Raw genomic sequence first — 13,589 nt, 5'->3', positions numbered from 1 at the left:
GGCAGCGGGCTACGGCGCCGGCCGGATGCGGCCGACGGCCCAGCGCCCGGCCCGGACAGCAGGTGGGGAAGCCCGCCGGGCCGTCCGGTCATGGCATCGGGCCGTCCGGCCAGGCCGAATCACTCGGCCGCGGGGTCGTCGGCGAGGATGCCGTAGAGCTTGCGGCGGGTGTCGGCGATGAGGTCCAGCGCCCGCGCCCGCTGCTCCTCGCTGCCGGCGACCATCACCTGCTGCATGGCCCCCATGAGCCGGCCGATCTCCTCGCGCGCGTGCATCGCGCTCTCGCCGGCCTGCTCGGTGACCTCCTCCCAGGGCGGTACGGCCTGGCGTCCGGCCTCCTCCCGGCCGGTGTCGGTCAGCGAGAACAGCCGCTTGCCGCCCTCCTCCTGGCTGGAGACCAGTCCCTCGTCCTCCAGCATCTGCAGGGTCGGGTAGACCGACCCCGGGCTGGGCCGCCAGACCCCCGCGGTACGGCTCTCCAGCTCCTGGATCATCTCGTACCCGTGCATCGGCCGTTCGGCCAGCAGCGCGAGCATCGCGGCCCGGACATTGCCGCGCTTGGTGCGGCGCCCGTGCCCGCGTCCCCGGCCGCGGTGGCCGCTCCACGCCCCCGGACCGGGCCCGAACGCCGGCCCCCAGGGGCCGAAGGTGTCCCGGCGGCGGCGTCCCTCGGGACCGCCGAGCATCCCGTCATCGAACATGCGACGCATCGTGAGCTCCTCTCAATGTACTGTCGCGATGTATTAACGATATGTCGGTAACGCTCGCGATGCAACTATCCACAGTGACCAGTTATTCACCGAGTGATGAATTAACGTCTCCGAAAGCCTGCCGACCCGACCCTGCGGACGCCCTGACCGGAACTCGCGGACGGCCGCAACGCAGTCGTGAACCCCGCATGACCTGGAACGAGCCGACCACGCCGGCCACCCCACGGACGCGCAAGCGTGCTTGAGAAACCCACACGGCCGCCCGATGTGACACGACAGGCACCCAGCAGGTCGCAGGGCGACGGGGACGCCTGCGTGGCTCAGCTCAGGCAGTCATGCTGGACGTCTCGCGGATGCGCAAGCGAGCCGGGGAGATCCACGCGGCCGTTTAGTGGGACGTGGCAGGCTGCCCTGGTGGGCTGGCGGGGTGCAGGGGGCTCAGGGAGTCTGCGTGGGCGGGAATGCGGCGGTACGAGGACCGTGTGGGCCGGGTCTCGGACGGCCGGTTTCGGGGAAACGGGTCAGGGGGCGGTCAGTTTGAGGCTGTTCAGGATGTCGTTGGTGACCTTGCGGTCATCGATCTCCTTGACCCGGATCCAGGCGCCGAACTTTCCCGTCCGGTCGGTGAGGCCGACCTCGGTGATCGTCGGGGTGCCGGTGCGGCAGGTGGTGTAGCGGGTGATCGTCCCGGTGAGGTTCCCGTCCGGGGCGGTGTAGTTCTCCGGCTGCCCCTTGGTGCACTGGTCGTGCGCCGAGAACCGGGGCGGCGGCAGCTTGCCCTGGCCGACGTCGGTGGTCAGCCCGACGAAGACCCCGGGGGTCTTGGCGTTGCTGTCCAGGAACTGCTGGAGGGAGCCCGGGGTGGCCCGCAGCACCGGCCGGTTCTGGGCATCTCCGGCCAGGCCCACCGTCGAGGGCTGCCAGGTCGCCGGCGCGGCGAGCTTGGGCCAGGCCTTCGGCACGGCGACCCTGATCTTGCCGGAGGCGTCGCTGACCGTCACGAAGTCCTGCGGGAGCTTGGGAGGCCGCGGAGTGTCCGACCCACCGGAGCCGAGCCGCCCCAGCGACAGGCCGACGACCAGCGCGACGACCAGGATCCCGGCGCCGATCGCCACCAGGAGCAGGCGCTTGCCCCCCCTGTTGACCAACCCGGAAAGTCCACCCGGTCCGCCCGGACCACCCGGCCCGCCCGGACCACCCGGCCTGCCCGGTCCGCCGGGACCGGGGAACGGGCCCCGAACGTCCGGACCGCTCGCAGCACCAGGTCCGCCCGGCCCACCGGGGCCGAATGGTGCGCCCTGGCCGCCCGGCCCGGACGGCCCTGCCGGCCCACCAGGCCCTTGGGGGAGCGGGAGGAGCGCTGTGGCGCCATCACCGCCCGGCCTGCCGGGCCCCGGGCCGGGGACGGCCTGGCCCGGACGCTCCTGCGGCCGCCCGGGGAACTGGTCCCGTGGGATCGCGATCGTGCGGTCTTCGCCGGAGTCGTCGGCGGGTGGCGGAGCCTGCCCGGACGCGGGGAACGGGCCGCCACTCCGCGGGCCGTCCACAACCGTGTGCAAGGGGTCGGCCGGATGGTGGCCGCCCGGGGCGTTCGGCGGGATCGGCACCTGTGCGGTGCGGTCGTCATCGGAGGTCGGGCGCGCCTGGGCCGCATCCCTCCGCGCCCGCGCCGGATGGACGTCTGGAGTGGTCGCCGGCTCGGGCTCCGGCGGCTCGCCCCGGTCGCGCCGGGCAGGCGGGACGGGGGCGCCCTGCGGCGGACCCGGAGGCGTTCCGGGGCCCTGCGCCACGTACCGCCCATGTCCCTCCGGGCCGGCGGCCGGTCCGTCCTGGCCGGGGGAGGCGGCCGGGGAAGGCGCCACCGTCGCCCGCAGCGCCGCCAGCGCCTGGGCGAACGCCTCCGCTGTCGGCCACCGGTTCTCCCGGTCGACCTCCATGGCGCGCAGGACCACCCGGTCGAACTCGGGGGTCAGCTCCTCGCGTAGCTCGCTCGGCCGGGTCCGCACCGGCGCCGGCCCCGGGGCCTTGCCGGTCAGCATGTGGTAGGTGAGCGCGCCTAGCCCGTACACATCGGCGCGCACGTCCAGGCCACCGCCGAAGCGGGCCTGCTCGGGCGACATGTAGCCCGGGGTCCCGACCGGCAGGGTGAACGCCCCGGAGGCGTGCGCGATGGCCTTGGCCAGCCCCAGGTCGGCGATCAGCAGTTTCTCGCCGCCGTCCGGGGTGGACTGGAACAGCACGTTGGACGGCTTGAGATCGCGGTGGATCACGCCGAGCCGGTTGATGACCTGCACCCCGTGTGCGGTCTCCTCGGCCAGCGCCAGGGCCTGCGGGATCGGCAGCAGCCGCTCACGCATCCGGTCGGCCAGCGTGCCGCGGTCGGCGTACGACATCACGAAGTAGGGCCGCCCGTCCGGCAGCTCCCCGATGTCGTGCACCCTGACCAGCCGTTCGGAGTCGGCCCGGCGCAGCATACGGGCCTCTTCCAGGAACCGGTTGCGCACGTCCAGATCGTCCAGCAGGCTGCCGGACAGCACCTTGATCGCGACGGGGGCGGCCAGCGCGTCGTCGTGCCCCAGCCACACCGAGGCGAACGCCCCGGCACCCAGGACGCGATCGATTCGGTAACGGCCGACTGAAGACGGTATGGACACCCACGTATCATGCCCAACAAACGGGGTGCGCGGGGACACCGGCCAAGGCGCGGCGACGGTCCGCACCGACGACGCGAGGCGGCCGGAGCCCGCGACCGGCAGGGAGACAGAGGCGGCCATGGCTTTTGACGAACGTACCGAGGAACTGGCCGTCAAGGCCGCCCAGGGTGACCAGAACGCGCTCAACGAGCTGCTGCGCAGGATCGAACCGGACGTGATGCGGCACAGCGCCCGGTTCCTGCCCTGCCGCCAGGACGCCGAGGAGGCGTGCCAGGACGCGTTGCTCCAGGTGGCGCGCAACATCCACCGCTTCGAGGGCCGCTCCAGGTTCAGCACCTGGCTGCACGTCGTGGTGGCCAACTCGGCACGTTCTACTTACCGTTCGCTCAAGCGCCGTTCCGTCGAGCAGGCCGGCGAGCTGCCGCAGCAGCGCCCCGACCCGCGCCGCACCAGCGTCATCGCCGGGTCCCGAGTGGACATCCTGGACGCGATGGAGAACCTGGAGGCTCGTAAGCCCGACCTGATCCAGGCGCTGGTCCTGCGGGATATCTCACAGCTGGAGTACGCCGAGATCGCCGAGCAGCTGGGCCTGCCCCTGGGCACGGTCAAGTCCCGCATCCACGAGGCCCGCAAGCAGGTCCGCCAGACCCTCGGCGAGTCCTACACCTGACCCGTTCCCGCGGGGAGCGCCGGAGCCGCCGGGCGCCGTCCGTGGCTCGCCGGAGGGCGGGCCAATCACCGCTCCCGGTCAAGACTGGTTAATGGCTCGGCCATCGTGAGCGTAGAAGAGTGACACCATGGTCACGCTCTGTCGCAGCATGAACGGCATGCCTTCCCAAACTGATCGGCCCATCTTCGTCATCGGATGCCCGCGGTCGGGGACGACGCTGCTGCAGCTGATGCTGCACTCGCACCCGCGGATCGCGATCCCCGCCGAAACCCGGTTCCTGCTGCCGGCGTACGCCTCCCGGCGCGGCTTTGGGGACCTGAGCCTGGCCGACAACCGCCGGGCGCTGGCGGAGTGGATCGTCGGCCGCAAGGAGACCAAGTTCCACGACCTGGGCCTGGACGCCGACGAGGTCGTCGAGGAGATCGTGGCCGCCCCGCCGACCCTCGGCTCGGCGCTGGGCACCGTGTTCCGCGCCTACGCCCGCCGCTTCGGCAAGCCGCGCTGGGGCGACAAGCGGCCGAGCTACTTCAAGCATGTGGACGTCCTGCGCCGGATGTGGCCGGACGCCCAGTTCGTGCACCTGATCCGCGACGGCCGCGACTGCGTGGCCTCCCTCAAGGAGATGCCCTGGTACACGCTCGACTCCTACCACGCGATCTGCGCGTGGCGGGAGGCGATCGACTACGGGCGCCGCTACGCCCGGCGGCTCGGCCCCGGCTCCTACTACGAGCTGCAGTACGAGCGGCTGGTCGCCGACCCGGCCGCCGAGCTGGCCGGGCTGTGCGGCTTCCTCGGCGAGGACTTCGACCCGGCCATGACCGAGCCGCAGGAGATCGCCCGGCTGACCGTGCCGCCGAAGAAGCGCTGGCACGACCGCACGCAGGACCCCGTCACCCCCGGCCGGGTCGGCTCGTGGACCCAGCGGCTGGAGCCCTGGGAGATCGCGCTCGCCGAGGCCGCCCTGGGGTCGCGGCTGCGCGCCTACGGCTACGAAGTCGACGGGAGCGACCGCCCCTCGGCGTCCCACCGGCTCCGGCTCGCCCGGGTGGCGGCCCACCGTAGGTCCGTCCAGCGCAAGCGTGCCTTCCGGGACCTGCTGGTCCGCCACTGTGAGCCCGGCCCGGTCGACTGCCGCCTGGGACTGCCCGAGTACGAGGGCAGCGCCCACACCCTCGTCTGACCCACCCTCCCGGGCGGACGGGAGGACCGGGACCGGCCACGGCCCGCCCCCATCCCGTCCGCCCGATCCGTTCGACCGGCCGCGCAGGCGGAGCCCGCTCAGTCGAGGGCGGCGAGCTGGTCGGCGAACCAGCGTTGCGGTGGCAGTGCCGTCGCGGCGGCGGTCAGCCGCGCGCAGCGCTCGGCCCGTTCGGCGGCCGGCATCAGCAGGGCCTGGTGCAGCGTCTCGGCGGTCTGCGACACGTCATAGGGGTTGACGGTCAGCGCGTCCTCGCCGAGCTCGGCGGCGGCCCCCGCCTCCCGGGACAGCACCAGGGCGCACCCGCGCTCCGACAGCACCGGGCCCTCCTTGGCCACCAGGTTCATGCCGTCCCGGATCGGGTTGACCAGCAGTACGTCCGCCATCCCGTAGGCGGCCAGCGAGCGCGGGTAGTCGTCGTTGACCTGGAGGATCAGCGGCTCCCACTCCGGCGTGCCGAACTCGTCGGTGATCTGCGCCGCCATCCGCTGCACCGCCGCTGTGTACTCCCGGTACTCGGGCAGGTCGTGCCGCGACGGGTAGGCGAAGGCCAGGTGCACCACGCGCCCGTGCCACTCCGGATGGTTCACCAGCAGCTCGCGGTAGGCCGCCAGTCCCCGCACGATGTTCTTGGACAGCTCCGTGCGGTCGATCCGCACGATCAGCTGGCGGTCGCCCACCTGCTCCCGCAGCGCCCGCGCGCGGGCCACCACGTCCGGCTCCTGGGCGCGCGCCGTCAGCTCGGCACCGTCCACCCCGAGCCCGTGGACGCCGACGCGCGTCACGTGCCCGTCGTGGACCACCGTGCGGGCCGCCCGGTCGACCCTGGCGCCCAGGACGGCCTCGCAGCAGTCCAGGAACGCGTCGGCCCAGCGCGCGGTCAGGAAGCCCGCGTGGTCGGCGCCCAGGATGCCCTCCAGCACCTGCGCGCCGATGTCGTCGGGCAGCAGCCGGTAGTACTCCGGCGGCGCCCACGGCGTATGCGAGAAGTGGACGATCTTCAGGTCGGGACGGCGGTCGCGCAGCATCCGGGGCGCCAGTGACAGGTGGTAGTCCTGGATCGCGGTCTTGGCGCCGGGCGCGGCGTCCCGGGCCAGCGCGTCGGCGAACGCGGCGTTGTAGGCCTCGTACGACTGCCAGTCGCGGCGCGAGCGTGCGTCGAAGTGCGGCGTGTTCGGGGTGTCGTAGAGCAGGTGGTGGACGAACCACAGCGTCGAGTTGGCCACCGAGTTGTAGGCGCGCTGGAACGTCGCCGCCGGGATGTCGAGCATCCGGACGCTGGCGCCGCCGGTGTCGTATCCGGCCTTGTCGAGCCGCCCGTCCGGGGCCTGCCGGGCCGCCATCCGGTCGGCGTCCGACAGCGCGGCGCACACCCAGACGACCTCCGGGCCGCCCATGCCGCCGGGCCTGCCCGCGGCGGCCACCCCGGCCAGGCCGGAGACCAGGCCGCCGCCGCCGCGGCGCATCGACAGCGCGCCGTCGCCGGACAGCGAGAACGACACCGGGCCCCGGTTCGACGCGACGAGCACCTGCCGGTCGGCGGCCCCAACCTCGGAGTCACTCATGCCCGGCAGTCTGACACGCCGCAGTGAGCCCGCCCCGCGACGGGGTCATGTCCGCGCCCCCCGCCTGCGGCCTTTCCCGGACGGGGTGGCGAGCGTCACGCCGCCCCCGCCCGGGCCACGTTTGGCCCGCCGTTCAGGGGTATCCAGCGGGTCATGAGCCAGCCCGACAAAGGCGACGCGGCGCCGGAGGACAGCGCGCCGGAACCCCCTTCCCCGGACGCCGGAGGAGCACAGAACGAGGCGTCCGGGGACCCCCACAGACCACCGGAGACCCCGTCTCCAATCCCCAAGCCCGCCAAAGACGAAGCGGCTCCGGACACCGGGAGCCCGCCGGGCGGTGAGAATCCGCCCGGGGGCGGCTCCGGGGAGACCCGCAAGACCGTGCTCGCCGCCGGTGGGGCCAACATCGCCATCGCGGTCACCAAGCTCGTCGCGGGGCTGGTCGCCGGTTCCTCGGCGATGCTGGCCGAGGCCGCGCACTCCCTGGCCGACACCCTCAACCAGCTCTTCCTGCTGGCCTCGCTGCGCCGCAGCGAGCGGCCCGCCGACCGCCGCCACCCGTTCGGGTACGGCAAGGAGCGCTACTTCTGGTCGCTGATCGCGGCGGTCGGGATCTTCGTGGCGGGCGGCGGCTACTCCATTTACGAGGGCGTACGCGAGATCATCTCGCCGGGGGAGCACGGCGAGGCCACCGTTGCGTTCGTCGTGCTGGCCTTCGCGTTCCTGTTCGAGGGACTGTCGCTGGCGCGTGCCGTCTACCAGGTGCGCAAGGAGGCGGCCGACCGCAGCCGCCCGCCGCTGGACCACGTGCGCAAGACCCCCGACACCACTCTCAAGGCGGCCGTCCTGGAGGACAGCGCGGCGCTCGTCGGCCTGACGCTGGCGGCGGCGGGCCTGACGCTGCGGGAGATCACCGGGTCGGGAGTGTGGGACGGTGCGGCCTCCGTCCTGATCGGGCTGCTGCTGGTGGTGGTGGCCGTCACACTGGGCCGCAGCAGCATGGACCTGCTGATCGGCCAGTCGGTGGACCGGGAGACGCTGCGCACCATCCACCGGGAGATCGCCGACAGCCCGGGGGTCAGCTCGGTGGTGGAACTGCTGACCATGTACCTGGGCCCGGACGAGCTGCTGGTGGCCGCCAAGGTCGCCTTCTGGGACGAGATCAGCGCCGACCAGGCCGAGGACATCGCCGACGAGATCGACGTCCGGCTGCGCGACCGGCTGCCGATCATCCGGCACGTCTTCCTGGACCCCACCCAGCTCGATCCCGCTCGTCCGCCAGGTGTCTCAGCTCATGAGACGACTGTCTGAGATGCGGTCAAATCGGGTAAAGTCACGCACAAGGCTCCATCGCACCCGCCGACGGCCGGTAGATCCGGGCGTTCTGGTAAGATCGTGGTCACGCTATGTGACCACATGGTGGAGACGTCACAACTGAAGATCGCTCATCCAGAGGGGTGGAGGGACCGGCCCTGCGAAACCCCGGCAACCCTCCCGGTGCTGACGCGCTCGCGACCTGCGAGGCCGGCCGGGACAGGGTGCCAACTCCGGCCCGTGACCAAGGTGGCGCGGGACAGATGAGGAGAGAGGCCTCGCTCCATGGCACTTGACGCTGCCGATCTTGGACCCGCTACGTCCCTGACCTGCCGCGAGTGTGGTGAATCCTACGACCTCGGCCCGCGCTACGCCTGCGAGCAGTGTTTCGGGCCGCTGGAGATCGCCTACGACTTCACCGGGGTCACCCGCGCCTCCATCGAGGCCGGCCCCCGCAACATCTGGCGATACCGCGGCCTGCTGCCCGTCCCGACGAACGTTCAGGACACCCCCAACACCGAGCCGGGCTTCACCCGCCTGGTCCGCGCCGACCACCTCGCCGAGTCGCTGGGCATGCAGCGGCTGTGGGTCAAGGACGACAGCGGCAACCCCACCCACTCGTTCAAGGACCGGGTGGTCGCGGTCGCCCTGGCCGCCGCCCGCGAACTGGGCTTCAAGGTGCTGGCCTGCCCGTCCACCGGCAACCTGGCCAACGCGGTGGCCGCCGCCGCGGCCCGCGCCGGTATCCGCAGCGCCGTCTTCGTACCGTCCAACCTGGAACAGCAGAAGATCGTCACCACCGCCGTCTACGGCGGCACGTTCGTCACCGTCCGCGGCAACTACGACGACGTCAACCGGCTGGCCTCGGAGATCGCCGGCGAGCAGGACGACTGGGCGTTCGTGAACGTCAACGTCCGGCCCTACTACGCCGAGGGCTCCAAGACCCTCGGCTACGAGATCGCCGAGCAGCTCGGCTGGCGGCTGCCCGACCAGATCGTGGTCCCGGTGGCCTCCGGCTCCCAGCTCACCAAGATCGACAAGGCGTTCGGCGAGCTGATCAAGCTGGGTCTGGTCGAGGACAAGCCGTACCGGGTCTTCGGAGCCCAGGCCACCGGCTGCTCCCCGGTCGCCGCCGCCTTCAAGGCCGGCCACGAGGTGGTCCGCCCGGTCAAGCCGGACACCATCGCCAAGTCGCTGGCCATCGGCAACCCCGCCGACGGCCCGTACGTCCTGGACGTGGTGCGGCGCACCGGCGGCGCGGTCGAGGACGTCACCGACGCCGAGGTCGTCGAGGGCATCCGGCTGCTGGCCGGCACCGAGGGGATCTTCGGCGAGACCGCCGGCGGCGTCACCGTGGCCTGCCTGCGCAAGCTGGTGTCCTCCGGCGCGCTCGACCCGGACGCCGAGACCGTGATCATCAACTCCGGCGACGGGCTCAAGACCCTCGACGCGGTGGCGCCGGTGGCCCGGCCGTCCGCCGAGATCGCCCCCTCGCTGGAGGACTTCCGCGCCTCCGGCCTGGCCTGACCCGTTGTCCCGGGAACGGACCCCGGGCCCCGGAGCGCGGACCGGACGGTCCGCGCTCCACCCGGGCGCCATCGTGGCCGTCCGGCCCGCACGCCGGGGGGACGCCCCGGCCGCCGGGTACGCCGCTCGGACGACCCCCGCTCCGTTGGAGCGCCGCCGCGGTCGTCCGGGAACGGTCCCGATCCCGGAACGGACCGCACGATCCCTGATCCGCCCTACTCCGCCGCGGTCGCCCGACCCGGCGGACGCCGTTCGACCCAAGGTGGAAAGACGCACATGAGCACGGTTTCCGTACGCATCCCGACGATCCTGCGCACCTACACCGGCGGCGAGTCGGAGGTCAAGGCCGACGGCGCCACGCTCGGCGAGGTCATCGCCGACCTCGACGCCAACTACAGCGGCATCGCCGCCCGCATCCTCGACGACGACGGCAGGCTGCGCCGCTTCGTCAACGTCTACGTCGGCGACGAGGACGTCCGCTTCGCCGACGGCCTGGACACCGCCACCCCGGCGGGTACCCAGATCTCCATCATCCCCGCCGTCGCCGGAGGCTGACCCCAGGGACGCCCGGCCGCCGGGCGTCCCCGCACCGGCCACCGAGGTACCGCCGCTCCGGCCCGCCCGTCACCCGGGCGGGCCGGAGCCGTCTCCACGGGCCACGTCCGCGACCGGTACGACCCCGACTCCGCCGTCAGCGGCGTGCCGCGACCGGCGGGGCTCCGGGCGTCCGGTGGCCATAACCGGCCGTCCGACTTGCGCCCACTGCGGCTGTCACGTCGGTAGGGTCATGCCGTTCACCCCGGGGTGACCACGCATTCCGCGATGACAGGGGCGGAATCGGCGAACGATGCCGCGGCCCGGCGGGGCCGCGGTCGCGGCGACAGGGTTGGCATGGCGCAAGGCACCGTCAAGTGGTTCAACGCCGAGAAGGGCTACGGCTTCATCGAGGTCGACGGCGGCAGGGACGTCTTCGTGCACTACTCCGCGATCCTCGCGGACGGCTACCGCAGCCTCGAACAGGGCCAGCGCGTCGAGTTCGAGATCGCCCAGAGCGACCGAGGTCCCCAGGCCGAGTCCGTCCGCGCCGTCTGACCTCGCCAACCCCGCCGCCCTCGGGCGACGCCCGCGGCTCTTGGTCCGCGGGCATCACATCGGCACGCCCGGTGTCGGATGTGCCAGGTACGGGCGTCTAGGCCGCGGCGATCCGGCCTCCGTCCCGCTGCGACGGTGACCCGTGGAACCCGGCGCACACCCGGGACGTGACGCCGTCCACCATGCCGTACGACTCCGCCGCCCCGGCCGCCCCGATTCCCCGACTTTCCCCATTTGAGGGAATTTGCGCGGGCTTGGGGTTGGGGCACGGGGCCCGTGGGACCTATCACTGTGAGTGCGCCGACGCGATCGAATGCGCATCTCGGAACGAGGCCCTGCCGGGTACGCCGACAGGCACGGGAAGGCCGAGATCCTCATCGGCCGTCACACGTGACGAAAGCGGGAATCATGGCGGAAAAGACCGAAAGAGCCGCGGAGAAAACGTCGGACCAACGGCCGGCGGGCCGGCTCGGAGACGTCTCCGTACTGGACTGGGAACGAAGACTCCGGGACGAATTCGAAGCCGGCGGCCTGTGGCCACCCGATTCCCTGGGCCCGACCTACCGGGAACTGCGGCCCTACGGCCCCGTCGAGACCCCGGGCTTTCCCGTCTACCGGGACCTGGAGGAGCACCTCCTGCGGGCAAGGGTGCATCCGGATCCCGTGGTCGCCCACGTGCTGGCCACCTGCGCGGGCTACTCCTACTCGAACTCGGAGACCCTGTCGATGATCATGGCGCGGCTGGGGCTGGAGAGCAACCACTGCCGCATGATCACCTCCTTCGTCGACTCGATGTTCATCTGCTCGACGGCGTTCCTGATCCAAAGCCGGAGCGGAAAGGTCGCGATCCTGTGCTACCGGGGCACCGAACTGGTGAGCCCCGTCAACTGGCTGACCGTCGCCGACGTCGCGGCGGAGCCGATGGGCTACTACTTCGGGGACCGGCGGGCCCACGTGCACGCCGGCTTCTACCGGAACGTGCGGGCGACGCGCTACCAGGTCATGCAGGCCCTGAAACTGGCGCAACACGGCGAGTCGGTGCGCACCCGGCTGCCCGGTGAGACCGACGGCGCCGCCCCTCCCGCTCTGGAGGACGGGCTGGAGGTCCTGTACATCACCGGGCACAGTCTCGGCGGCGCGATGGCCGCGCTGATGACCGTCATGCTCAAGCACGAGCGCAAGTTCGGCGGGCAGCACGGCGTTGCCGACCTGCTCAGGGCCGCCTACACGTTCGGCCAGCCGATGATCGGCGATCCCGCTTTCGCCGAGGCCTGCGCGAAGAACGACTTCCTCCGCGAGAAACTGATCCGCTACATATACGACAACGACATCGTCCCGCACCTGCCACCGCTCAGCACGGGCCCGTTCCAGCACTTCGGCCGTGAGTACCGTTATCAGATCCCGAACCTGCGGCGCGGCGTGTTCGGCCTGTCGAAGTACTTCGGGCACACGTACGACAACCGAAAGGGCGACTGGAAGGAACAGGAAAGCCCCGCGGGGCAGATCCTGAGCATTCTCGGCACTCTGGAGATAGGAACGCTGTCGTACGTGCTCGACAAGGTGCAGGTGCTGCGCTCGCTGCCCCTCCCGTACTCGGTCAACGACCACGTGCCCTCCCGGTACATCGACGCCCTCACCCCGCACGGAGTGCCCAACGAGTTCGGCGACTGACGCGCCACCGACGGACAGGCGTCTGCCCCGAGCAGCGCGTCGACGGGGACTCCTCGCCCCCACCGGCCAGGCGCCCGTGCGCTCCACGACACATTCGCCTGCCGCCGCGACCTGACTGTGGTGCCCCCGCGGTCAAGGTGGTGACCCGAGCCGGCCACTCGGCGACCGTGCCATGGAGCCTCCGCGCTCACCGCGTCGAGGGGACCGGGAGATCGTGAACCGGCGCACCGATGCCGCGCCGGCGACTCCCGGCGCCCCTCCACGGAGCACACCGAACACCCCGGTCCGGCCCCGCACCGCTGTTCCGCTGCTCAGTGCCCATAGCGGCGGACAGCGGAGCACACCGGCGTGCGCAGGCCACCCCTCAAGCCGACATCTCCGCAGGTGACGGCCGTTCGAGCAGGTTGGAGAAGCCTTCCCGGCCCAGGGGTTCGTCGCTTGCACTCGACGGGGTAGAGTGCTAAAAAACGGTTGGCACTCTGCTGTGGAGAGTGACAATCCCACAGTCTGGGGTCGGGGCGATGAGGCCTCACCGCGACGGCGGAAGGGCGCCGTCGGGTAGGTCGTCCGTCGCGGGCGTCGGCTCGATCCGTGATAGCCACCTTGTTCCGGGAGGACTGGAGCCTATGGCTGCAAAGATGATCGCGTTCGACGAAGAGGCCCGCCGGGGTCTTGAGCGCGGGATGAACCAGCTTGCCGATGCGGTGAAGGTGACCCTTGGTCCCAAGGGCCGCAATGTCGTGCTGGAGAAGAAGTGGGGGGCTCCCACGATCACCAACGATGGTGTGTCCATCGCCAAGGAGATCGAGCTGGAGGACCCGTGGGAGAAGATCGGGGCCGAGCTGGTCAAGGAGGTCGCCAAGAAGACCGATGATGTGGCCGGTGACGGCACGACCACGGCGACCGTGCTGGCGCAGGCGCTGGTGCGGGAGGGTCTGCGCAACGTGGCGGCCGGCGCCAACCCGATGTCGCTGAAGCGGGGCATCGAGGCCGCCGTCGAGCGGGTCAGCGAGGAGCTGTCCAAGCTGGCCAAGGATGTGGAGACCAAGGAGCAGATCGCCTCCACTGCTTCGATCTCGGCCGGGGACGTGCAGATCGGTGAGATGATCGCCGAGGCGATGGACAAGGTCGGCAAGGAAGGCGTCATCACGGTCGAGGAGAGCAACACCTTCGGGCTGGAGCTGGAGC

At 71.6% G+C, this 13,589-nt stretch carries 11 protein-coding genes and 1 riboswitch; of the genes, 8 read left to right on the top strand and 3 right to left on the bottom strand.

The window, feature by feature from the left end:
- Positions 1 to 119 precede the first annotated feature (119 nt).
- Together C4U03_RS29895 and C4U03_RS29890 are read right to left on the bottom strand one after the other, a co-directional pair.
- Complete coding sequence (locus C4U03_RS29895) at positions 120 to 710, bottom strand: PadR family transcriptional regulator (protein WP_103942489.1); 591 nt, start codon at positions 708 to 710, stop codon at positions 120 to 122.
- A gap of 521 nt (positions 711 to 1,231) precedes the next feature.
- Positions 1,232 to 3,364, bottom strand: coding sequence for a serine/threonine-protein kinase (locus C4U03_RS29890; RefSeq protein WP_103942487.1), 2,133 nt, complete (start codon positions 3,362 to 3,364; stop codon positions 1,232 to 1,234).
- A gap of 118 nt (positions 3,365 to 3,482) precedes the next feature.
- Here C4U03_RS29890 and C4U03_RS29885 point away from each other — a divergent pair, with 118 nt between their 5' ends.
- Together C4U03_RS29885 and C4U03_RS29880 are read left to right on the top strand one after the other, a co-directional pair.
- Positions 3,483 to 4,034, top strand: a complete 552-nt coding sequence (locus C4U03_RS29885) for an RNA polymerase sigma factor (RefSeq protein WP_103942709.1) — start codon at positions 3,483 to 3,485, stop codon at positions 4,032 to 4,034.
- A gap of 157 nt (positions 4,035 to 4,191) precedes the next feature.
- Entirely contained in the window at positions 4,192 to 5,214 is a 1,023-nt protein-coding gene (locus tag C4U03_RS29880; RefSeq protein ID WP_235018239.1) for a sulfotransferase family protein, read from the top strand.
- Positions 5,215 to 5,312: 98 nt separating this feature from the next.
- On the opposite strand, the gene C4U03_RS29875 is transcribed toward C4U03_RS29880, so the two are convergent.
- Positions 5,313 to 6,797 (bottom strand): alpha,alpha-trehalose-phosphate synthase (UDP-forming), encoded by a 1,485-nt coding sequence (locus tag C4U03_RS29875; protein ID WP_103942484.1) that lies wholly within the window; start codon positions 6,795 to 6,797, stop codon positions 5,313 to 5,315.
- Positions 6,798 to 6,950: 153 nt separating this feature from the next.
- On the opposite strand from C4U03_RS29875, the gene C4U03_RS29870 reads away from it, so the two are divergent.
- The 6 genes from C4U03_RS29870 to C4U03_RS29845 form a co-directional block, all read left to right on the top strand.
- A complete protein-coding gene (locus C4U03_RS29870) occupies positions 6,951 to 8,108 on the top strand; it encodes a cation diffusion facilitator family transporter (protein ID WP_103942482.1) in 1,158 nt (385 codons plus the stop codon).
- A 131-nt stretch (positions 8,109 to 8,239) separates the two neighbouring features.
- Positions 8,240 to 8,381, top strand: a riboswitch (SAM riboswitch).
- Positions 8,382 to 8,396: 15 nt separating this feature from the next.
- Positions 8,397 to 9,638 (top strand): threonine synthase, encoded by a 1,242-nt coding sequence (gene thrC / locus C4U03_RS29865; RefSeq protein WP_103942480.1) that lies wholly within the window; start codon positions 8,397 to 8,399, stop codon positions 9,636 to 9,638.
- Positions 9,639 to 9,914: 276 nt separating this feature from the next.
- Positions 9,915 to 10,193 carry a MoaD/ThiS family protein gene (locus tag C4U03_RS29860; protein ID WP_103942479.1) on the top strand — a complete coding sequence of 93 codons (279 nt, stop codon included), beginning with the start codon at positions 9,915 to 9,917 and terminating at the stop codon, positions 10,191 to 10,193.
- 336 nt (positions 10,194 to 10,529) lie between these two features.
- Entirely contained in the window at positions 10,530 to 10,730 is a 201-nt protein-coding gene (locus C4U03_RS29855; RefSeq protein WP_103942477.1) for a cold-shock protein, read from the top strand.
- A gap of 408 nt (positions 10,731 to 11,138) precedes the next feature.
- Positions 11,139 to 12,401: a lipase family protein gene (locus C4U03_RS29850; protein WP_103942475.1), complete on the top strand. Its 1,263-nt coding sequence runs from the start codon at positions 11,139 to 11,141 to the stop codon at positions 12,399 to 12,401.
- A 626-nt stretch (positions 12,402 to 13,027) separates the two neighbouring features.
- Positions 13,028 to 13,589, top strand: a 562-nt coding sequence (locus C4U03_RS29845) for a TCP-1/cpn60 chaperonin family protein (RefSeq protein ID WP_327373935.1), incomplete at its 3' end; no start/stop codon positions are given.

It is taken from the genome of Thermomonospora echinospora (assembly GCF_900108175.1).
In the GTDB taxonomy this organism is placed as follows: domain Bacteria; phylum Actinomycetota; class Actinomycetes; order Streptosporangiales; family Streptosporangiaceae; genus Thermomonospora; species Thermomonospora echinospora.
The sequence above is the reverse complement of the archived record's forward strand: the minus strand, read 5'-3'. Positions and strand labels throughout refer to the sequence as shown.